Annotated in this window: 16 protein-coding genes; 11 read left to right on the forward strand and 5 right to left on the reverse strand. The window is 58.4% G+C overall.

Annotated elements, in window-relative coordinates; translation table 11 throughout:
- Window positions 1-276 precede the first annotated feature (276 nt).
- The 3 genes from G3N58_RS24225 to G3N58_RS24235 form a co-directional block, all read right to left on the reverse strand.
- Complete coding sequence (locus G3N58_RS24225; RefSeq protein ID WP_206000402.1) at window positions 277-1,371, reverse strand: carotenoid 1,2-hydratase; 1,095 nt, start codon at window positions 1,369-1,371, stop codon at window positions 277-279.
- Between the two features lie 263 nt (window positions 1,372-1,634).
- Window positions 1,635-4,214, reverse strand: a complete 2,580-nt coding sequence (locus tag G3N58_RS24230; RefSeq protein ID WP_206000403.1) for an ABC transporter permease — start codon at window positions 4,212-4,214, stop codon at window positions 1,635-1,637.
- Window positions 4,204-4,953 carry an ABC transporter ATP-binding protein gene (locus G3N58_RS24235; RefSeq protein ID WP_206000404.1) on the reverse strand — a complete coding sequence of 250 codons (750 nt, stop codon included), beginning with the start codon at window positions 4,951-4,953 and terminating at the stop codon, window positions 4,204-4,206. The genes G3N58_RS24230 and G3N58_RS24235 overlap by 11 nt, the downstream gene beginning before the upstream one ends.
- Before the next feature lie 685 nt (window positions 4,954-5,638).
- Between G3N58_RS24235 and G3N58_RS24240 the strand changes: the two genes are divergently transcribed.
- The 5 genes from G3N58_RS24240 to cyoD all read left to right on the forward strand — a co-directional run bounded on the left by G3N58_RS24240 (window position 5,639) and on the right by cyoD (window position 11,455).
- Entirely contained in the window at window positions 5,639-7,198 is a 1,560-nt protein-coding gene (locus tag G3N58_RS24240) for an NADH-quinone oxidoreductase subunit M (RefSeq protein WP_206000405.1), read from the forward strand.
- A 389-nt stretch (window positions 7,199-7,587) separates the two neighbouring features.
- On the forward strand, window positions 7,588-8,481 hold the full coding sequence (gene cyoA / locus G3N58_RS24245; protein WP_206000406.1) for a ubiquinol oxidase subunit II: 894 nt from the start codon (window positions 7,588-7,590) through the stop codon (window positions 8,479-8,481).
- A 3-nt stretch (window positions 8,482-8,484) separates the two neighbouring features.
- Entirely contained in the window at window positions 8,485-10,509 is a 2,025-nt protein-coding gene (gene cyoB, locus G3N58_RS24250) for a cytochrome o ubiquinol oxidase subunit I (protein WP_167049451.1), read from the forward strand.
- Window positions 10,509-11,114 (forward strand): cytochrome o ubiquinol oxidase subunit III, encoded by a 606-nt coding sequence (gene cyoC, locus G3N58_RS24255; RefSeq protein WP_167049449.1) that lies wholly within the window; start codon window positions 10,509-10,511, stop codon window positions 11,112-11,114. Before cyoB ends, cyoC begins: the two co-directional genes overlap by 1 nt.
- Complete coding sequence (gene cyoD, locus G3N58_RS24260; protein ID WP_167049447.1) at window positions 11,114-11,455, forward strand: cytochrome o ubiquinol oxidase subunit IV; 342 nt, start codon at window positions 11,114-11,116, stop codon at window positions 11,453-11,455. The genes cyoC and cyoD overlap by 1 nt, the downstream gene beginning before the upstream one ends.
- Window positions 11,456-11,541: 86 nt before the next feature.
- Here the strand turns inward: cyoD and G3N58_RS24265 are convergent, their stop codons facing one another.
- Window positions 11,542-13,602 (reverse strand): capsular biosynthesis protein, encoded by a 2,061-nt coding sequence (locus G3N58_RS24265; protein ID WP_205989775.1) that lies wholly within the window; start codon window positions 13,600-13,602, stop codon window positions 11,542-11,544.
- Window positions 13,603-14,751 carry a glycosyltransferase family 1 protein gene (locus G3N58_RS24270; protein ID WP_167049445.1) on the reverse strand — a complete coding sequence of 383 codons (1,149 nt, stop codon included), beginning with the start codon at window positions 14,749-14,751 and terminating at the stop codon, window positions 13,603-13,605.
- Between the two features lie 309 nt (window positions 14,752-15,060).
- Between G3N58_RS24270 and cysC the strand changes: the two genes are divergently transcribed.
- From cysC to G3N58_RS24300, 6 genes are all read left to right on the forward strand, one after another.
- The gene (cysC, locus tag G3N58_RS24275; RefSeq protein ID WP_241016403.1) at window positions 15,061-15,681 is read left to right on the forward strand and encodes an adenylyl-sulfate kinase; all 621 of its coding nucleotides are present in this window, start codon (window positions 15,061-15,063) and stop codon (window positions 15,679-15,681) included.
- Window positions 15,682-16,016: 335 nt separating this feature from the next.
- Window positions 16,017-17,183 carry a polysaccharide biosynthesis/export family protein gene (locus G3N58_RS24280; protein WP_167049443.1) on the forward strand — a complete coding sequence of 389 codons (1,167 nt, stop codon included), beginning with the start codon at window positions 16,017-16,019 and terminating at the stop codon, window positions 17,181-17,183.
- Window positions 17,184-17,263: 80 nt separating this feature from the next.
- Window positions 17,264-18,379, forward strand: a complete 1,116-nt coding sequence (locus G3N58_RS24285; RefSeq protein WP_167049441.1) for a hypothetical protein — start codon at window positions 17,264-17,266, stop codon at window positions 18,377-18,379.
- A complete protein-coding gene (locus tag G3N58_RS24290; RefSeq protein ID WP_167049439.1) occupies window positions 18,369-19,160 on the forward strand; it encodes an ABC transporter permease in 792 nt (263 codons plus the stop codon). Before G3N58_RS24285 ends, G3N58_RS24290 begins: the two co-directional genes overlap by 11 nt.
- An 8-nt stretch (window positions 19,161-19,168) precedes the next feature.
- Window positions 19,169-19,822 (forward strand): ABC transporter ATP-binding protein, encoded by a 654-nt coding sequence (locus G3N58_RS24295; RefSeq protein WP_167049438.1) that lies wholly within the window; start codon window positions 19,169-19,171, stop codon window positions 19,820-19,822.
- A gap of 4 nt (window positions 19,823-19,826) precedes the next feature.
- Window positions 19,827-22,715 carry a glycosyltransferase gene (locus tag G3N58_RS24300; RefSeq protein ID WP_206000407.1) on the forward strand — a complete coding sequence of 963 codons (2,889 nt, stop codon included), beginning with the start codon at window positions 19,827-19,829 and terminating at the stop codon, window positions 22,713-22,715.
- Window positions 22,716-22,747 lie beyond the last annotated feature (32 nt).

Consider the following 22,747-nt stretch of genomic DNA (forward strand, 5'->3'; position numbering starts at 1 on the left):
TCCACGCCGATGATAGTGCGGATTGCCCGTGTGAAAGTAGGTAATCGTCAGGCTCCTCATGCTGTAACACGGACCCCGGCTTCTCACTCTGAGTGCCGGGGTCCGGCCGTTTACGGCCCGATTCCTCCCTGTCCCTCCCCACACCACGCTCATCCCACGCCGGTGCGGCAGGCCGGGGCCATGCGTGACTCCCGTGTGGACACCGGTACTTCCCGTGCGGCAACGTACCGGCCGCGTCATGCCGCCCGTTCTCCACAATCCCCCGTCGCGCAGTCTTCAGTGCTGCCCAGCCCGCTGTGCGTCCGCGTAACCGGTCAGTTCGAGATACGCGCGGCCCATCTCCACGCCCTCACGGCTCACCCTCTCCGCACCTTCCCAGTACACCGCGCCGGTCGATTGCCGTGAGTCGAGTTCCTGATCGTCCATCAGCGGATCGAGCTGCCACGTCAACGGACCTGTCCTGACCTTCATCGAGACCGGGTACGAAGCGCTTGTGCGCGGTGAGCGCCATGTGCGAATCGGCGTAAAGTCGACCTGATCCGGACCAAACCGTGTTATCTGCCCGTCGGGCTTGCGAAGCGTCGCGTGCGCCCATTGCGCGTGACCATCCCGGCGACGGACCTTGAATGCCATCAGCGCCGAGCCGTCCGCGAGATTGGCACCGAGCCAATCCCATCCGACCGCGTCGGCATCGAGCAATGTGCTCGACCATTCGTGATCCAGCCATGCCATGCCCGTCACGAGCGTATCGCGCCCAGCGGCGTTTCCATTTGCGGCGGGGCGTATCACATTGCCCGTCACGTGCAATTGCGGTTCGCTGTAGTAATAGCTCGCCTGCTCTGGCCGTGGACCTTTGCGCGAATAGCCACGCTCGCCCTGGATCAGCGGGGCTTGCGTCGGCGTCAGCACGAGGTGCAGCGAAAATCCGCTTGCGTCGATGGCGACGTCGTAGTGACCATCCGCGGCACGAATCATTTTCCACGCGTCGAGTTTGACGTCGGTATTGGCCGGCTTCGCATAAGCGAGCCCGAAACCCTCGCGTGCGATGCGCTGGTCGTGAATGAGACGCCCGAGCGCCGGATCGCTCAACGCCGCGTGCGCGATGATCAGTTGCGACGGCGCGAACGCGCTCGGATCGGCGGGATCATGACCGGTGGCGGAACGGAAGAACGTGACCTGAAATCCGAGCGGCCGATTGTCGGGCGTGTTGAGCCAGCCTGTCGCGTACCACCACTCGGTGCGAAAGGCCGGATGTGCACCGCTGTCCTGTGGCAGCGAGACCGGATGATCCGGCGTAACCGCGGCAAATGTCGTGGATGCCGGGGCCGATAACTTGTCACTCGCGGCAAACGCGAGAGGCGTGGCGGCCATGCCGGCACAAAACAGAAACAGACAAGAGAATCGCCGCAGTGAACCCGTCCTGCGCGCGATAGTGAAGGGCGTTTCAAATGATGTTGCATACGAGCAGGGTTTCAGTCGCGGCTGATGTTTTCGCGGCCCAACAGACGGCACGCATTTGAATCGTTCCGCGCCACCATGCCGTGCAACACAGAACGGCTCAATCGCATCAAAATGCAGAGAGACTTTGCGTGTCCGCTGCTTTGTCCATGCGCATCGCGTAGCCCGCCTCCCCATCACCAGTCCTCCTTCACCGCGCGTACCGCATCCACCGACACGGCGCCCCGGCCTGCTACGACTGCCGTCGTGCAGGACAAAACCAGCATGACCATCGCTACCGTGCCGAGCACGATCCACGGCACGTGCAACGACATGCTCCAATGAAACGACTGCGGATTGACGACGAACACGAGAATCAGGCTGATTGCAAAGCCAAGCGCGAAGCCGAGTGCAATACCGCACGCCGTGAGCAGACCGCCTTCCGTGGCGAGGATCGCGAAGATTTGTGCGCGAGTCACGCCAACGTGCCGAAGCATGCCGAACTCGCGAGTGCGCGCGAGCGTCTGCGCGGAAAACGTTGCAGCGACGCCGAACAAACCGATCACGATCGCAACCGCTTCGAGCAGATAAGTCACCGCGAAACTGCGATCGAAGATCACCAGTGTGCGCGCCCGTATCTCGCCCGGTTGAGATAGATCGAGCGATGCGCCGAAAGGCAGCGCGCGCAATCCGCCTATCACGCGCTCGACACTCGTACCCGGTTCGACGGTCACGGCGACATCGGTTGCATGAGTGTCGCCGGTCAGCCGTCGATAATCGGCGAGCCGTATCTGGATGGCGCCGCTCTGGCGCGCGTAATCGCGCCACACGCCGGCCACGACGAACACCTGTCCGTGTCCGCCAAGCGGCAATTGCACACGCTGACCCGTCCGGTATCCATACAGGTCGACCATTGCTTCGGATGCCCAAACAGGTATTTCGCCGCTGTGAAACGCGGCAGGCGACAGTATCGCGCCGCTCATCTGTAGCGTGGCGCCAGGATCGGCCGCGTCGATTTCGCGGGCGAGCAGGGCGACGTCGGGCCGGGCGGGATTGAGCGTCAGATGCGTGATGCGCGCGAACGCAGCGTTGCGGATGCCGGCAATCGCGGCGATCCGCGCCTGCTCGTCGAGCCGCAAGCCGCCGGCATCGCCGCTATTGCCGCCCGATGCCACGCGCACGTACAGATCGGCGGAGAGCAGGTGCGTGACCCATGCGTCGACGGACACGCGGAAGCTGGCCACCATGATGGCCATCGCGACGATCAGCGCGAAGCTCGACAGCACGCCGCCCATGGCGATCGACGCCTGGCCCGGCGCATTCGCGAGACGCGCGATCGCGAGCGTGCCGGTTGCACCGAAGCGGCGTCGCGTTCCGCCCACGCGGCTTGCCGCGCGGAATATCAGCGCGGTCACGCGCGGCATCAGCGCAATGCCGCCGACCAGCAGCAGGGCGACGGCGAGATAGCCCGCAATCGGCGCATCGAACCACGGCGGCAAGCGCGTGAGAACCCCGGCGACAAGCAGGCACGCAAGCGCGGGCCAAGGCGTCGCGAGCCGCGCCAATGCGACTTCTTCGGCGCCTGCCTTGAGCGCTGCGGCCGGATGCGCGCGCGCAGCATCGACGGCCGGTGCGATGCTGCCCAATACCGATACCGCAACGCCGAGCATCAGAAACAGCAGGCTCGCCAGCGGCTCGAAACCGACTCGCGGTTGTACGCCAGGAAAATAGCCACCGCCCAGATCGCTGCCGAAAAAACGCAGTGCGCCGCTTGCCATCGCGTAGCCGAGCGCCAGGCCGCATAGCGAACCGAGCAGCCCGAGCAAGGTGCCTTCCAGCAGGATCTGCCGCAGCAGCCGGGCGCGCGTGAGTCCGAGCACGCGCAGTATCGCGAACTGCGAGCGGCGTCGCACGACACTCAACGCCTGCGTCGAAAATACGAGGAACGCGCCCGTGAAAAGCGCGACCAGCGCCAGTACGTTCATGTTGATCCGGTAAGCGCGCGACAGGCGATCGGTGCGGCTCTCGGTGTCGCGCGCCTCGGCGACGATCCACGGATTGCCGAGCCGGGCTTGCAGATCACGCTTGAAGCGTGGCCGGTCGACGCCGTGCGCGAGCTGCACGTCGACGCGCGAGAGCTTGCCCACCTTGCCGAATCTCCACTGCGCGGCGGCGATATCCATCACCGCGAGCCGCTGGCCCGGCCGCGTTCTCGCGAGCCCGCCCGCGACGCGCAGACGCACGCTCGACGTGCCGCTTCGCAGCGTCACGGCATCGCCGGTCTTGAGGTTCAGCCATCGTTGCGCGGCTGGCGACAGAAACAGCGTATCGGAAGCGAGCGTATCGAACGGGCGGTCTGGCGACGGCACGCCGATCAGATCGGGTGTGATCCGGCTCGCCTTGAACACGTCGATGCCGAGCACCGGTAGCGCGCCGTCGCGGCCCGGCACCATGACATCGAGCGCGAGCACGGGACTCGCGAGCGCTACCTGCGGATCGTTCGACAGACTCGCATAGATCGATTCGTCGACAAACGGCTGCGCGCCGCGCACCTGCAGGTCCGCTTCGCCGGACAGGCTGCGCGCGGCTGCCGAGAATTCGTTGAAGGCCGCGCTGTTGATCAGTTGCACCGCGTAACCGAGCGCCACGCCGAGAGCGATCGTCGCAATGGCAACGAGGGCGCGTCCGCGATGGCTACGCCATTCGGCGCCGAGCAGCCAGCGCGCGAGCACGCGATGTCCCGCCGTGTGCGGCCCAGAGCCGATCTCAGCGCGCATCACCGGTCGCGCGAACGGCGCTTGCCTGCGCGAGCGCGCCGCTCGCAGGCGCGGGTTGCAGCGGCGCGGCATGCAGGCCGCCGTCGCTCAACCTCAGGACGCGGTCGGCTACCGCGGCCGCGGCTTCCGAATGTGTGACCATGATCGTCGCCGCGCCAGTCGCCTTGCTCTGCGCGCGAAACAGGCCGAGCACATCGTGCGCGGTCGCCGGGTCGAGGTTGCCGGTCGGTTCGTCGGCAAGAATCAGTGTCGGACGATGCACGAGCGCCCGTGCGATTGCGACGCGCTGCAGTTCGCCGCCGGACAGATCGCGCGGAAAGTCGTCGCCGCGGCCGCCGAGACCGACCGCGGCGAGCATTCCGGGCGCGCCGGCGGCCGGCAGATCGTTGAGCAGCAGCGGCAGCGCGACGTTCTGCGCGAGCGTCAGATGCGGCAGCACATGAAAGGCCTGGAACACGAAGCCGAGTTTTTGCCGGCGCAGGCGCGTCGCCGCGTCGTCGTCGAGTTCGCCAATGGCGCGGCCGTCGATCAGGATGCTGCCGCTATCCGCGTGGTCGAGCCCGGCAATCAGATTGAGCAGCGTCGATTTGCCGACCCCCGAGTCGCCCATGATCGCGACGAACTCGCCCGCCGCGAGCGTGAAATCGAGCTGCGCCAGCACGATGCGGCCGGTGCCGTACCGTTTGCTCAGTCCTCGGCATTCGAGTGCGGGAACCGCGGGGTCGTCACGAAGCGCCATGCGAAGAGGTCCGGAAGAGGGCCGGCAGAGGAGTCGGCCGGCGAAACGAGTGTGCCTTGCGGCGCGAATTCGTGCAGCGACACGCACACTTTGCCGCTGTTATGCGTAATGAAAATGGAAGCTCCGAGCATTGTCAGGCGGACCGCCGGGCCGTCTTTGGGGCGAGCGCTGCCAGGTACTTTCCCCGGCTCTCCAAGAGGAATTTAGAGGCCCCGCACAAAATTTTTTTTAATCTATTTTTAGCAAAAATTTCTGTCATCGACGCCGGATCGCCACCGATGAAACACCCGCATCGGGGCACGATCCGTTCCAGCCGGTCCGGCGACAAACAAAGCAAACGCTTAAAAGTTGTCAACTCACCGCTAATTGTGAGCTTTTGCGACGAAATTTTTTAGCTCTGAAAATTGATCTGTAACAATGTGCAAGCGCACATTTTCATGCGTTTTGCAAGTGTTCGAGGGGCAACAATCTATTGTGGCGCGGATTCCGGCGCTGCTGCGCTGCAAAATTATTCTTATCTTGGTAATCTCCCACCCTTTGGTCATTCGACTGCGGGTAAACGTGTAGCGGAAAACCCCGTCTGCACGCCGGTTTCAGCGAACTCCAGCTTACGTATCCATTTCATCGCCGGCCGTTTCCAAGGGCGCTGACGCGGCGTTTTGTACTTCAAGTTCTGACAGAGCACATGCCATTGCCTCTTCTAAGTCTTCTCATCTGGATTCCCATTGTCGCCGGGCTCGTGGTTTTGCGTGCCGGGTCCGACGCGGCGCGTAACCGCACGCGCTGGCTCGCGCTGATCGGCGCGGTGGCGGGTTTCCTGCCGGTGATTCCGCTCGTGACGAATTTCCGCAACGACGTGACGTCGATGCAGTTCGTCGAAAACGTCCGCTGGTCGCCGACGTTCGACATCGCCTGGCATGTGGGAGTGGACGGGATTTCGCTGTGGCTCGTCGCGCTGACCGCGCTCACCACGATCATCATCGTGATCGCCTCGTGGGAATCGATCACGCAGCGCACCGCGCAGTACTTCGGCGCGTTCCTGATGCTGTCGGGTTTCATGCAGGGCGTGTTCATGTCGCTCGACGGCATGATGTTCTTCGTCGCCTTCGAAGCGACGCTGATTCCGCTGTATCTGCTGATCGGCACCTACGGCCACAGGAACCGTTCGTATGCGGCGGTGAAGTTCTTCTTCGTGTCGTTCCTCGGCTCGCTGATGATGCTGATGTCGCTGCTCTATCTGTACAGCCAGACGCACAGCTTCGACCTCGCCGTGTGGCGCGACACGCCGATCGCGATGGTGCCGCAGGCGCTGATCTTCCTCGGCTTCCTCGCCGCGTTCGGCGTGAAGGTGCCGATGTGGCCGCTGCATACGTGGCTGCCCGACGTCCACCTCGACGGCCCGACCGGCGCCGCCGTGATGATCGGCATGCTGAAGATCGGCGGCTATGGTCTGCTGCGTTTCGCCTTGCCGATCGCACCGCAGGCAAGCCACTTCTTCGCGCCGATGATGATTACGCTGTCGCTCGTCGCCGTGATCTATTCGAGCCTGCTCGCACTTGTGCAAACCGATATGCGCCGCCTGCTCGCGTATTCGACGGTCGCGCACATGGGCCTCGTCACGCTCGGCCTGTTCGTCTTCAACCGCTTCGGCCAGTCGGGCGCGATCGTGCAGATGATCTCGTACGGCGTGGTGTCCGGCGCGATGCTGTTGTGCACCGGCATGCTCTACGATCGCACGAAGAGCGCGTCGATTGCCGAATACGGCGGCGTCGCCAACACGATGCCGCGCTTTGCCGCCTTCGTGATGCTGTTCTCGATGGCGAACATCGGCTTGCCGGGCACCTCGGGTTTCGTCGGCGAATTCATGGTGCTGATGGGCGCGATCCGCTTCAACTTCTGGATCGGCGCGATCGCCGCGACCACGCTGATCCTGAGCGCGGCCTACACGCTGTGGATGTACAAGCGCGTGATCTTCGGCGCGATCGCCAACGCGCGCGTCGCGAAGCTGAAGGACCTCGGCAAGCGCGAGTTCGTGCTGCTCGGCGCGATGGGGCTGCTCGTGCTCGCGATCGGTCTCGATCCGAAGCCGTTCACCGATGCGATCGACCCGTCGGTCGGCACGCTGCTTGCGCAATCGGAACGCTCCGCACTTCCTTCGGATTCCGTACCGACGGACGGCGGCGAACATCTGCAAGCCGCGGCACCCGAGCCGGTCGCCGCGACCGCGGTACATACCCCCGGTTAAAAGAACGAAGCGCAGGGCCGTTGCCGCATCCCTACCCGAGGATGCGGCAAACGCACATGCGCTCTTACGCATCGCAACAGATCCCTTAGGCACATGACACACGGCACGCGTGGCGCGATCGCTCGGACTCGCGTCGGGCCACAGGTATTGCCCGTGTTTTTTTCGAGGGACTTTGCGCTGCGTCAACGTTTTCGGTGCTTCGTTCCGGAGCACCGCAAATGACGCTCGCAAATAGGTGTGCGGCAACGTGTCACACAGCGTTACGGCGCAATAGATCGTTGCTAAATCGAGTGTTTATCGACACTCGGCGCGCCCCTATTATGCGAGCGCTTATTTATGGAGAGCCGTCGAATGACGTTCGTTGAAGTCGTAAAAAAGAGGCTGTGGATATGAAAGGGCGCGCTCTGCGAGGATCGGCAAGCTTTCTTTCCGCCGGTCTCATGTTGCTGCTTTCGGGTTGCAGCAACCTCGATATTCTGAATCCGAAGGGGAGTGTGGGCGTGGCGGAGCGCGATCTGATCGCGACTTCCACGTGGGCCATGCTGATCGTGGTGATTCCGGTCATCGCGCTGACGCTGCTGTTCGCATGGCGTTATCGCGCGTCGAACAGGAACGCCGAATACCGTCCGGGTTGGACTCATTCGACGGCTGTCGAAATCGCCGTCTGGACGATTCCGGCGCTGATCATTCTGTTCCTCGCCGTGTTGACGTGGAAGAGCACGCATGAGCTCGATCCGTATCGTCCGCTCGAGTCGCAGGTCAAGCCGATCAGCGTCGAAGTCGTCGCGCTCGACTGGAAATGGCTGTTCATCTATCCGGACCTCGGCATCGCGTCGGTGAACCAGCTGGCGTTCCCGGTCGGCACGCCGGTCAACTTCCGTATCACGTCGGACACGGTGATGAACTCGTTCTTCATCCCGCAGCTGGGCGGCCAGATCTATGCGATGGCCGGCATGCAAACGCGCCTGCACCTGATTGCCGACCACGCCGGCGACTACGCGGGCCTCACCGCGAACTTCAGCGGCAAGGGCTTCTCGGACATGAAGTTCCGCGCGCTCGCGACGTCGCCTGAAGACTTCAACGCATGGGTCGCCAAGGTGCGCGCTTCCTCGGACCGCCTCGACATGGACCGCTATCACGCGGTGTCGGAGCCGAGCGAGAAGGACCCGGTGCGCTACTTCTCGACCGTCGATCCGAAGCTCTTCAACAACATCATTGCGCGATACAACAACGGCAACGTCCTCGACGACATGAAGGACGCCAACTGTGCGCCTAAGGGGTAACGCATGTTCGGAAAACTAACGCTCGATGCGATTCCGTATCACGAGCCAATCATCGTCACGGCAGGCGCCGGCATGGTGCTCGCCGCGCTGGCCGTGCTCGGCGCAATCACGTATCTCGGCAAATGGCGCTACCTGTGGAGCGAATGGCTGACGTCCGTCGATCATAAGAAGATCGGTGTGATGTATATCGTCATCGCCTTCATCATGCTGCTGCGCGGTTTCGCCGACGCGATCATGATGCGCATGCAGCTGGCACTGGCCTATCTGAGCCCGGGCTTTCTGCCGCCGCATCACTACGACCAGATCTTCACCGCGCACGGCGTCATCATGATCTTCTTCATGGCGATGACGTTCATGGTCGGCCTGATGAACCTCGTCGTGCCGCTGCAGATCGGCGCGCGCGACGTCGCGTTCCCGTTCATCAACTCGCTGAGCTTCTGGATGACGGCGGTCAGCGCGATCCTGATCAACGTCTCGCTCGTGATCGGCGAATTCGGCCAGACCGGCTGGCTCGCTTATCCGCCGCTGTCCGAATTGCAGTTCAGCCCCGGCGTCGGCGTCGACTATTACCTGTGGAGCCTGCAGCTCTCCGGTATCGGCACCTTGCTGACCGGCGTGAACTTCTTCGTGACGATCGTGAAGATGCGCGCGCCCGGCATGTCGTTCATGAAGATGCCGGTGTTCACGTGGACCGCGCTGTGCACGAACGTGCTGATCATGGCGTCGTTCCCGATCCTGACCGTCACGCTCGCGCTGCTCGGTCTCGACCGCTACCTCGGCATGCACTTCTTCACGAACGAAGCCGGCGGCAACGCGATGCTGTACCTGAACCTGATCTGGGCCTGGGGTCACCCCGAGGTGTACATCCTGATCCTGCCGGCGTTCGGTATCTTCTCGGAAGTCGTCGCGACCTTCGCGAAGAAGCCGCTGTTCGGCTACAAGACGATGGTATGGGCGACCTGCGCGATCATGGTGCTGTCGTTCCTCGTGTGGCTGCACCACTTCTTCACGATGGGTTCGGGCGCCGACGTCAACGCGTTCTTCGGTATCGCGACGATGGTGATTGCGATCCCGACCGGCGTTAAGGTGTTCAACTGGCTGTTCACGATCTACAAGGGCCGTCTGCAGTTCACGACGCCGATTCTGTGGACCCTCGGCTTCATGGTCACGTTCACGATCGGCGGCATGACCGGTGTGATGCTGGCGATTCCGGGTGCGGACTTCATGCTGCACAACAGCCTGTTCCTGATCGCTCACTTCCACAACGTGATTATCGGTGGCGTGCTGTTCGGCTATCTGGCCGGCTTCAACTACTGGTTCCCGAAGGCGTTCGGCTTCAAGCTCAACGAGAAGCTCGGCAAGGCCGCGTTCTGGTTCTGGCAGATCGGCTTCTGGGTCGCGTTCATGCCGCTCTACGTGCTCGGTTTCATGGGCATGACGCGCCGTCTGAATCACTACGACAACCCGGCATGGCATCCGTGGCTGATCGCCGCCGCGTTCGGCGCGGTGCTGATCGCCATCGGTATCGCTTGCCAGTTGCTGCAGCTGTTCGTCAGCATCCGCGATCGCAACCTGCCGCAAAACCGCGACCTCACGGGCGATCCGTGGGACGGTCATACGCTGGAATGGGCGACGAGCTCGCCGCCGCCGGCTTATAACTTCGCGCATATCCCGACGATCCGCTCGCTCGACGCGTTCAGCGAAATGAAGTCGCGCAAGGGCGTCCAGAAGGTGCCGGCGTATCGCGACATTCACATGCCGTCGAATACGTCCGCGGGTCTGCTGGTGGGTCTGTTCTCGCTGGTGCTCGGCTTTGCCGGCGTGTGGCACATCTGGTGGCTGGCGATCATCGGCTTTGTCGGCGCGATCGGCACCGTGATCATCTACAGCTTCCAGGACAACGAGGGCTATTACATTCCGGCCGACACTGTCGCGCTGATTGAAGAGAAACGTAACGGCGGCGGTGCCGCCGTGGCGGCCGGCGTCGGTGCAAACGCCGACAGGCAGGTCGCGCTGGAGGTGGACTGATGCTACAGAAGACTATCGCGGTTGAGCCGCAACTCGCGCCGGACCATGTGCCGTCGCACTCGGTGTTCGGCTTCTGGCTGTACCTGATGACCGACTGCATCATCTTCGCGGCGCTGTTCGCCGTGTTCGCGGTGATGAGCCACCAGTTCGCGGGCGGCCCGAGCGGCAAGGACCTGTTCGAGATTCCGGGCGTCGCGCTCGAAACGGCGATGCTGCTGCTCTCGAGCATCACGTACGGCTTCGCGATGCTCGGCGCGCACAAGAACCGCAAGGGCGCGCTGCTCGGCTGGCTCGCCGTGACGTTCCTGCTCGGCGTCGCGTTTCTGGTGCTGGAAATGCGCGAGTTCTCGCACCTGATTGCCGAAGGCGCGGGTCCGGGCCGCAGCGCGTTCCTGTCGTCGTTCTTCACGCTGGTCGGCACGCACGGCCTGCACGTGACGTTCGGCCTGATCTGGATGATCGTGCTGTCCATCCAGGTGATGCGTCATCGCGACCTGACCGAACGCGACATGATTCGCCTGACGTGCCTGAGCCTTTTCTGGCACTTCCTCGACGTCGTGTGGATCGGCGTCTTCACCTTTGTCTATCTTGCGAGCGTGATCTAATGGACCATAGTCATAACGCCCATGGCGCGCATTCGGACGGAGGCCACGGCAGCTTCGGCAGCTATACGACCGGCTTCGTGCTTTCCGTCATCCTGACCGTCGCGGCATTCGCGCTTGTCATGAACGGCACGCTGACGGGCCAGAGCGCACTGTTCGCAATCTCGGGCCTCGCGCTCGTGCAGATTCTCGTGCATCTGGTTTTCTTCCTGCATATGAACGCGTCGTCGTCGCAGCGCTGGAACGTGGTGGCGTTTGCGTTTACTGTGCTGACCGCGGTTATTGTGGTCGGCGGGACGTTGTGGGTGATGCATAACGTGAGTATGCATATGATGTCGCGGTGAGGTGGTAGAGCTCTGGCGTTAGCCGCGAAAAAAGCCCCGCAAGATTGCGATCTTGCGGGGCTTTTGTTTTGTCTGGCCGGTTTGCCTTACTGGACTCGTGACGCGCGCTTTTGCCGGAGGCGCCATGCGGTGTGGCGGATGGCATTGCGGGTCCAGCGAAAAGCCTTGAGAAGCGGTCGCAGCCGGTTGCCGCGTACTTTTTCCAAAGGCCGTGCCGCTCGCGGTGCCAGTTGTTCGACCACGGCTTCCGGTGTCGTGAAGAGACGCGTTTTCCAGTCGAAGTACAGCGGATAACGCAGCAGCACGCCCGCGCACAGCATATCGAGCGTCAACGTTCGATGACGCCACGGCAGCGGCGCGAGCGCGTCGTGGGTAAGTCCCCAGCCGGCGTAGAACGGCAGGCCGTACGTATGGACCGCTTTGCCGCGCAATAGCGCGTCGAAGCCCGCGAGCGACGACAGCGTGTGAACTTCATCCGCCACATTGACGAGGGACAGCAGGTCCGCTTCGGTGTCGACGACGTCTGCGAGCTGCTGTGCGTCGATCAGGCCCTGGCGATTTCCCGAGAGCACGTCCGGATGCGGTTTGTAGACGACGAATGCATCGGGACGCAATCGGCGTACTTCGCGTAGCAGCGCGTCGGCGGTGCCAATGGCGCGGGTGCCGAGGCGGATCGAGGCATCGTCGGCGACCTGGCCGGGGACCAGGATGATCGGTTTGCCGACCGGTGCGCTCCAGAGCGGGCGGCGTCGACCCAGGTTGTACTTCGTGACGCCGAGCTTGACGACGCGCTCGCGCAGAGCAGCGGCACGCGAGAGTTCGGCCGCGCTGAAATTCGTCTCGTTGAGCAGCACGCTGAGGTCGCTGGGCTGACTCGCGTCGAAATAGAGTCCACGACGATCGATCACCTGACTGCACGGCGCGATCATATCGGAGCCGAGACCCGTCGAATGAAAGAAGCCGTCTTCGATTCTGACGCGGCGAACTTCCGGTGCGAGACCCTCAGCGCTGCGTGCGCCCCACAGTACTGCGCATTCGTGTGTTTGTACGGATTGCGATTCTCGAGTCCAACGCAGCGTGGCATTACCTGCCGTGATGTACGGTGTCGCGAATGGGCGCTTCCACCATTGGAAGTGCAGTGCGGCCACATGGTGCAGGTCGGCGAATCGTTGCTGGACGGCATGCTGTAATTCGATGCTGTCGAGTAAATCGTCGAGCGTGCCGGGCGTGTGTGTGGCTGGATTCAGATAGCGGGTGAACTGGAGAAACACGACGTCAAATAATGTCGTGAGTGTGGGACGGGCGGTGCGGTCTGGAAAATGAAGAGCGTCGTCGGTCAAACCCCAACCCGCGTAATACGCTGCGCCGAATACGTGTACGGGTACGCCGGCCAGAAGTGCATGCATGCCTTCGGACGCGCCTAGCGTATAGACGTGATCGACGTGGGGCAGCGCGGCGCATAGCGATTCGTGTTCGGCGAAGCGGCGAATCGTCAACGGCTGTGCGGGTTGAGACAATGTGGAAAGCCAGCGGCCGCGACCCGGATCGTTCGATTGCGCGATCCAGAATTCAGCTTGTGGATGCGTGCGAATCGCGGCTTGCAGCATGCGCTCGAAAGCTCTGGACGAGTGGCGCGTTACCGTTGCGCCCAGTCCTTGCGACTGCGAACGTTCGTCGATCAGTAGTATGCGCTCGCAGTTGCGTGGTTCCAGTAGTGCAATAGGGCAATGGAATTGCAAGTGACGCGTTGCCGGTGCACTACCGCGTGCGAACCGCCGCATCAGCCGTTGCAATTCCGGCGATGCCTCGGCGTTGCGATTCCGTTCGATTGTTTCCGTGAGTGCCTGATGGAGCGCGGTGACGAACGCGGCGGCGCTGGCATCGGTAACGGGTATCGAGAACCACGACAACAATGGCGTACCCGCCGGACCACGTGACCAGACTGGTCCCGGCCACGCTGCGTCGATTTGCCTGCGGAGTAGACGCGCGATGTGTAATACAAGGCGTCCATGCCAACGATCGATCCACGCATGCTCGACGCTTCGCCGGCGGAGTCCGCTCCACAGACGCAAACCACACGTAACACTTCGCAGATCAATGGCAGGGTTTGCAACTGCCTTTTCGCTGGCGACGACAGGGTGCTTCATTTAACGCAGCGTTTCCAGAAAGGCATCGACGCGTTCGAAATGCGCGGTCCACGTCGGTTCGCGAAATCGTTCGATGCGGATTAGCTGCGCGTCGCGCTCGGGGTTATTGGGTTGCGCGTAGGCCTGAATGCGGGATAGCCAGCCGGGGCCATCGAGCGGGTCCAGATAGTCGGGAATGTCGTCGGCGATTTCGTGAAAGACGGCGAGGTCGCTTGCGAGCACCGGTACTTTTAGCGAGAGCGCTTCAGCGAGCGGCATGCCGTAGCCTTCGACGAAGGAAGGGAATAGCAGTGCCTGGCAGTGCTGTAGATAGGCGTGTAGTTTCTCGTCGGAACAGTGAGCCTCTTCTATTAGGGCTCCTTTTAACGATTCGCAACGTTCCAGCATATCAATGACGTTTTCGCATTCCCAGCCGCGTCGGCCAATTATTACGAGCTTGGGTGCCGCGGTGCCGAGCTGTTCGACCAGGCGGCGCCAGAGGTGAAGCATGAACCAGTGGTTTTTGCGCGGCTCGATGGTGCCGAGCATCACAAAGTAGGGCGCGGCAATGGGGCGCGGCGCTTGCGGACATGGGGTGACGCCCGACGCGAGGTGGGCGACGACCGTCGGTGGCAGCGAAAGATTGGCGCGTGCGGCTTCGGCTGTCATCGAGTCGAGCGTGGCTTGCGAATTCATGATTAGCCCGCTGGCGTGCCTCAACGTGGTGTGCATGCGATTGCGATGCGTAGCATCGACGCCGGGGCGACAGTATTCGGCGTGAGTCAACGGAATTAAATCGTGGACCATCAATACGGGGCGAATTTGACGTTTTGTCAAAGTTTTGTAATAACGACTGAATTCCATGCCGCTGTGACTGGTATGCAACAATATTCCGTTAAGTCTTGATTCCTGCAGGCGATTAAGGCACGCGCGCATGATGAGTGCGCGAATTGCGCTTCTGCTCCAGGTCGATGAAAGAAGTTGTGCAAACGTTTGCTGCGAGTCTCGCTCAGTCAGGACCGTGGAAAAGCCGCGCTCACTGAGAACGGCGCGGGCGTTCCGATGGTATCTCTCTATATAGGCGAGTCCGACGCGATCTATACCGGTGGGCAAGCGGCCTTCGTAAAGGCGTGTCAGGAGGCGCGTGACGTCTAGGAAAATGGTTGACACGTGTGGTGTTGCAGCAGATTTTTATCGATTGTCGTGCAGAACTTGTTTTTGCCCGTCAGAGTGTGGCTTTTTTTTTACAGTGAGCCATTTTACCCGAGTGCATGAGAGAATTCGGCGATGCGTTTTGTAACGACTTTGTAGAGAATTCGTTGGCTAATGGTTCTGTTGGTGCGAACATTGGCGCGAGTGACCCTGCAATGTCCAGCAGACTGCGCAATGGCCGTTGCGCACGCATGTTCAAGCCCCGTGCTTGAATTTCCGAGCGCAGTCTCCCGCCTAAAATATCGAACAGGCATACGACTGTGGATCTTGACCCATAACAAACAAGAAATGATGGAAGCAACTCATAAAGGTCTCCAGGCTTCGACGCCGCCCGTGAGTGCCAGAGGACACCGGGTTTTAATGAGGCAGCCGCGTCCACAGGTCATCTGGTTGACCGGTTTGTCTGGTGCAGGCAAGTCGACATTAGCCAATCTGCTCGATACAGAGTTGCGTGCTCGCGCATTTCACACCTTTATTCTCGACGGTGATCGCCTTCGGTTGGGCCTCAACAGCGATCTGGATTTTTCCGATGCCAGTCGTCACGAAAGCATCAGGAGAGCTTCAGCGGTCGCTCGATTGATGGTCGATGCGGGCGTCACCGTCATCGCTTCGCTTATCTCTCCTTTTCGGGCGGACAGGGATGCCGCGCGGGAATTGTTTGATGACGGCCAGTTTTTTGAAGTACACGTGGATGCGCCGCTCGCAGTCGTGGAAAGCAGGGACGTAAAGGGACTTTACAAGAAAGCTAGAGAAGGCTCCCTGCCTCTATTTACCGGGATTGGTTCGCCTTACGAGTCTCCACTCAATCCGGAGTTGCGGTTGAATACTGCGGAATTAGGGCCGAGCGAAGCTTTACAGCAGCTTTTGATGGTACTCGACGCTCGATAGCCTTCCGAAAGTCTGGCAGAATCTCTGTGGGATGGTATCGATTGGTTATGCTGTGTGCTGCGCCTGCCTCATGAGCGCTCAGGCGGCGTTTTCGCCTATGGTCGGCTATTGCGCGTAAGAAGACGACAGCGAGACGACAGTGTCGCTAGAGGTCAAGCCATCCTGGACACAACTGCACTAGCGTAGTGTGACGGTATCGTCTATCCGTGACGTGACCGTGTCATCGCGTGTGCCGAATTGCGTTGTATTTTTCTCGTAACGTACGCTATTTCAAGTTGTTGCATGAGACAATTCGCGCCGGCCATATTCCATAATATTATTCAGACACATCCTAAATGTATCGTTTGCTGCGCAGTACTTTCGGGGTTGCATTTATCGGGGGCGTAGTTCTGCTGTCGGGGTGTTCCACTCTCCCAAGTTCCGGTCCTAGCCGGGCGCAGATTACTCGCGAGGCTGACTCCGCTGTTACCAGCGGAATTCAGATCGTTGACGTAACGGATGACGTCGCGCGAAAGCTATTTGCCGAGCGTAGCGTCGGTGATTTTGCCCGTTCGCTCGGTAATAGCACATCTTTCCAGCAGCAACTCGGTGTGGGCGATACGATCGAGGTGTCGATCTGGGAAGCTCCGCCGGCCACCTTGTTTGGCGCGGAGCAACTCGAATCAAAAGGCGGTGCGAGTAATGCTCGCGTAACGGTTCTGCCGGATCAAACCATCGACGGAAGCGGCAAAATCAGTGTGCCCTTCGCGGGCGAAGTGAAGGCTGCAGGCCGGACGCCGTTCGAATTGCAACGCGACATCGCTGCAAAACTCAAGAATATTGCGCACGACCCGCAGGTGTTGGTGAAGCTCTCGCACAATGCGACTTCTTACGTGACCGTCGTGGGCGATGTGGCAAGCAGCAACAGGATGGCATTGAGTGCTCGCGGTGAGCGCGTGCTCGATGCGCTGGCGGCTGCTGGGGGTGTGAAGCAGCCTGTCGATAAGATCACCCTGCAAATTACGCGAGGCGAAACGGTTGCATCGCTGCCGCTGGAAACGGTCATTCGCGATCCTCGGCAGAATGTGCCGCTGCATGCGGGCGACGTTGTCACGGCGCTCTTTCAGCCGCTCAGTTTCATGTCTCTCGGTGCCACGGGGAAAAATCAGGAAGTCAATTTCGAAGCGCAAGGCATTACGCTCGCGCAGGCCATGGCTCGATCGGGTGGTCTGGAAGATTCGCGTTCGGATGCCATGGGTGTGTTCGTTTTCCGTATGGAAAATGCAAACGCGCTTAACTGGCCGAACCAGCCTGTTCGCACTACGGCAGACGGCAAGGTGCCTGTTATCTATCGAGTCAATCTGAAAGACCCGAATTCGTTCTTTGTCGCCCAGAGCTTCATGATGGATAACAAGGACATACTGTATGTGTCCAATGCGCCGGTCGCGGAGCTGCAAAAATTTCTGAACGTGGTCTTTTCTGTCGCCTATCCAATCGTTTACGGCGTTCAGACGTTTAGATAAGAGTAATCGCCTTTTGTGCTGAAAAAACAAAGTTGCGTAGGGCCGGAATTTAGCAACTAAAAATTAATTGGTGACGTGAATTGAGCTTTAATATCATAAAACGCCTTGCGAAGGCGGACAGGTTGTTTCTGGGGGTTGTTGTCGTACCTGTCGCAATTTCAATTCTGTATTTCGGGCTGTTGGCAAGTGATGTGTACATATCGGAATCCAGCTTTGTTATTTATAGTCAGCAGACTCAACAGTCCACGGGATTGAGTTCGTTCTTGCAGACCGCGGGGCTGAGCAATTCTTCTTCAGGGGTATACGCGGTAAGGGACTACATTCTCTCGCGTGATGCATTGGCTACCCTGGAAAAGGATATTGACGTCAGAAAAATTTACACCAATCACGATGCCGATCTGTTCAACAGGTTCGGGGGGATGTTCTGGCCGGACCGGAGCAACGAAAAGTTGCTGGACTATTATCGTCATATGATTGGCGAGGACATCGATTCGACGTCCAACATTACTACACTCAGAACCAAAGCCTATACAGCGGAAGACGCACAGCGGATAAACAGCGAATTGCTGGCTCAAAGCCAGGAGTTGGTCAACCGGTTGAATGAAAGAGCGAACAAGGACGCCGTCCGGTTCTTTGAGCAAAGCGTGACCGATGCGAAGTCAAAGGCCCAGCAGGCATCGGTGAATCTAGCCGAATTCCGGAATAAGAGAGGCGTGTTTAGTCCGGAGCCGCAGGTCACTCTCAAGGCGCAGCTGATCAGTAAATTGCAGGACGATTTAATCGTCAACGAGACGAAGCTGCATCAGCTGGAGTCGATTTCACCGCAAAATCCTCAAATTGCGGCATTGAAAATCGAGAATGCAACTCTTCAAAACCAGATTCAGAAGCAAATGGGCGAAATTACCGGGGGTAATTCGTCACTGGCAAGCAATGCGGTTGAATACGAGAAGCTCTCGCTTGACAAGGACTTCGCCGAAAAAGAATTAGCGGTCTCTCTCAGTTCTTTGGAGCAGGCGCGGATTCAAGCACAGAAGCAGCAGATGTTTCTTGAGTCTATCTCAACGCCAAGTCTGCCGGATGAAGCATTGGAGCCAAGACGAATTCGAGGAGTTCTGTCGACCTTGATGGTTGGGCTTTTGCTCTGGGGTGTGTTTAGTGTGATTTTCGCGGGAATTCGAGAGCATAATGATAGGTGAGCGCGAATTCGATTTCCTGAGAAAGGCACGCATTCAAGGGCGGGTTATATGGGCCCTTACGATGCGCGAGGTGATTACCCGCTTTGGACGAGAGGGGCTGGGAGTATTCTGGCTGCTCGCCGAACCGGCAATGTTTATTGTCGGCGTGATGATTATTTTTAGTCACATCGAGAAAAAAACAGCCTTTCCGATTGCCGAATATTTATCTATCAGTTATCCCACTTTACTGTTCTGGCGGAATGGAACCGGACGCGTAATCAAGGCGCTGGAAGTGAATCGGGCACTCTTGCATCACCAGCCTATCCGGCCAATTGATATCATTTATTCCAGAATTTTGCTGGAATTCTCAGGATCGGCAGGCGCTTTTTTTATCCTGTATATGATCCTGATCCAGTTGAATATATGTCAATGGCCAGATGATATTTTTGCAATGGTCGGTGGCTATATGCTGATCATCTGGTTTTCGTTCTGTTTCGTATTGATTATGGCGGCACTTTCTGAGCTGAGTGAGTCGATCGAGAGGGTTTCCCATATCATTCTGTACCTCATGCTTCCATTTTCAGGTGTATTCATTCCACTGGCCACGCTGCCGTCAGAGTACCGGGAAATGCTTCTCTGGTTTCCGTTGATAGATGCGGTCGAGTATTTTCGGCACGGCTATTATGGCATGAGGATGGCAACGTATTACAACATCCCGTACACGATATTTGCAATTCTTGGCTTAATGTTGTTTGCGTACGGATTAACCCGTCTTTCTATCAGAAAAATCAGCTTGCATTAACAAGAGCGATGCTAGAACTAATTGATATAAGTAAGCACTATCCGGTACACCACGGGCGTGATCGTCGATTGGTTCTCGATAAAATCAATCTGACGGTTCGGCCCGGGCAGAAATGGGGAATACTGGGGCGAAATGGTGCGGGTAAATCGACGTTGATCCGTATTATGAGCGGCTCCGATCTGCCCAATTCCGGGGTACTGAGAAAGTCGATGACAGTTTCATGGCCGTTGGCTTTCGGAGACGCGTTTCAAGGGAGCTTGACGGGCAGGGATAACGCCCGGCTTATTTCCCGGGTGTACGGGATCGATCCTTTGAGAACCATCGAATACGTGAAGCAGTTCGCGGAACTCGGCGACTACCTCAATGAACCAGTAAAAACATATTCCGCGGGTATGCGGTCGCGGTTGGCATTCGCCATTTCGATGTCAATCGAATTCGACTGCTTCCTGATCGATGAGGCGATGGCGGTTGGGGATCACCGATTCGCAAAAAAATGTGACGTCGAGCTTTTCCAGAAGCGCGGCGATAGGGCCATGGTGATTGTCACGCACCAGACAGAATTGATCGAGCAGCATTGCGACCATGCCGCGCTATTGGAAAAAGGGCGGCTCAAGATGTTTGAAAATGTAAGTGACGCGATAACAGCATATAAAGAATTGTAAAATCATGGCTAAAAATATCTACGAACTTCTCGAGTGCACATCGGAAGAATTTCTAAACGGGGCGTACAAGTATATGTTCGGCCGCGAGATTGATCGCGAGGGACGGGAGCATTATCTCGCACAGCTAGTTTCAGGCGCGAATCGTGTCGACGTTCTTTACGATCTTTCCCGTTCGTCCGAAAATAATCTCGATCACGATACTCGCTCGAGGCTCGCCAGGATATTCAAGGCAAACGGTAATATCGGAATGCCGATGCTGCGGCCATTCCGACGTCGCCGGCTTGCTAATAGCCGAGCTAAAGAAAATCTGATTGGCATCTTGTCGGCCATACGTGCGCCTGGCGCTACTGCTTTGCCAGCGAAAAGCGACCCGATAGCGACACCCAAAGCTGGCGCTGATCTCAATCATTCCACGCAGGAGCACAAGGCTCCGGTCGTGGTGCGCGCGAAAGAACCGCCGCCTAAAGCACCGGCGAGCACGCCGGTTTCACCGTCTATCAAATATCCGACTCCGGTTGATCTCGGCGCGGCACCGCTGATTTCCATCATCGTTGTGAACTACAACGGCGAAAGGCATCTGCGTGAGCTGGGCGAGTGTCTGGCAAAGCAGACCTATAAGAATTTCGAAGTCATTTTCGTCGACAATAATTCGTCGGATGAATCCATATCGGTAGCGAAAAAAGCGATATCCAAGATCAAGATCATCGCCAGTGAGAAGAATTTTGGATTTGCCGAAGCGAACAATATTGGTCAGGAAGCGGCGGCGGGTGAATTGCTGCTTCTCATGAACAATGACATCAGCTTCGGCCCCAGTTTGATCGAAGACCTTTTGCAGGGTTTCGGAGAGAGCGGCAAGAAAAATGTAGCGGCCATCATTCCAAAAATCCTGTTCTATAAGGATTTTGTGACTGTTAAGGTAACTTCCGATGATTCGTTCCGCTTGAACGAGAAGGAGTTATTCGGGCAATTGAGCGATTACAAAAAACTCATTCCCCTGACGAAGCTGCAAGACACTCATAAAGAACACCGCTTCATGGTGCCCGTTGGAACTGGCAAGCTGAAGATGACGTTGGCTTACGAACAGGCTTCGGATGCCGACATTAATGTAACGATCTCTGATTCTGAGCAATCGAAGGTCCGCATCGAATTCAAGCCAGGAAATAAAAAAATTGTCACCTTCGACTGCAAGGCTGGCAAAGCGCAGCCGATAATTAATAATGCCGGATCGTACGTTACGCATGAGGGCGAGTGCGGCGATATTGGCATCTATGAGGTGGACGAAGGCCAATACGACACCCCGAATACACGCGATGCGCTATGCGGTTGCGTTGCGCTGATCCGGCGTTCCGCTTTGGGTAATTATCCGCTATTTGCACCGGATTTCTTTGCATACTACGAAGATTCGGAGCTGTCGATTCGTCTTCGCTCGGGTGGCTGGTTGATCTACTATCATCCGACTGCCGTCGTGCGACACAAGCATGCGTCGACTAGCAGCGATAAATCGCTGCTTTTCAAACGGCTGGTCGCAAAAAATCGGCTGGGTTTCATGGCGATTCATTTTCCGCATCTTCTGGAAGCACAACTTGCCGCCGCACAGTCGAACTGGAAGCACCTGGAACATTCCGCCGCAAATGGCGTGAAGTTCGAAGATGTGGATCTCGAATTCATTCGCGGTATCCCGGATCTCAGAGTCGATACGCTAGGATTTATCGGCAGGGTCAAATCGGGGCTGATTTTTTCCCGAGGAACCAGATTGCCGTCCATCGGGATATATAACCTGTATTGGAATACCAAAGGCGGTGGCGAACTTCGAGCACTCTATCTGGCCGAAGCCCTCTCGAAATACGCCCGGGTTGACCTGATTTCAACACATGATTTCGATCTGGACGGTTTGCGCGCGTACTTCAACCTGAAACTGGAAGGCGTCAGAAAAATTATTGTAGGCGGGTTCTCGTCTCAGGATACCAAGCATTATGATGTGTTCGTTAACACGACCCATCATAGCAATCTGATTTCTCGCGCGCACTATTCGGTCTATCTGTTGAGTTTCCCGCATCGGCACGTGACACCTGAATGCCTTGCGAGTTACAACCTCATTCTGGCTAATTCCGACTTTACGGCCGAATGGACGAAGACGTATTGGGGGAACTGGGCTCCGGTCGAAGTGTTGTATCCCCCTATCGACGCCAGAGGTATCCACGCATTCAGCACGGAGCAGCGAGACAGCAATGCACGAGTGAAAAATATCCTGAGCGTCGGGCGCTTCTTCAAGAATGGGCATAACAAGCGCCAGCTTGAAATGATCGAGGTTTTCAAAAAAATCGGCCGTAAGCGGCGGGATTTCGACTGGAAGCTGACGCTCGTCGGCTCGGTGAACCTTAAGGATCCGGATTCCGTAGGCTATCTGGCCGAGCTTTATGCCGCAGCGGAAGGCGAGAATATCGAAATTCTGACAAATTGCTCGCGCAACAGACTGCTGCAATTGCTTTCCGTGACGCCTATTTACTGGCATGCGTCGGGGCTTGGCGTAGCTTCGCTCGATCCGGAATCGATGGAGCATTTCGGAATGGCGATCGCGGAAGCCATCTCGGCGGGCTGTGTCCCGGTTGCATTCTCCGGTGGTGGGATACCGGAGGTTCTTGGCGCGGAACTTTCCTCTCTGTTGTTTGCAGATGAAGACGGATTGGTTGCTAACACGGAAAGACTGATGGATCTCTTCGAGTGCTCGAGCGAGGAATTTTTTGATCTGTCCGCAATTGCCGCAGAGCAAGGGATTCGATTCGACGTGCAGCAACACAATGCAAGAATTGACTCGATATTTGCACCGCTAGTGCGTATGGCGATGGAGCGAAAAGCGAGGTTCTCATCGGTGCGCGAGTTGCAGGCGAACTGAACGGAAACGCAGCGGACTATTGCTAATAAGGG

Source organism: Paraburkholderia sp. Ac-20342, assembly GCF_017104985.1.
In the GTDB taxonomy this organism is placed as follows: Bacteria; Pseudomonadota; Gammaproteobacteria; order Burkholderiales; family Burkholderiaceae; genus Paraburkholderia.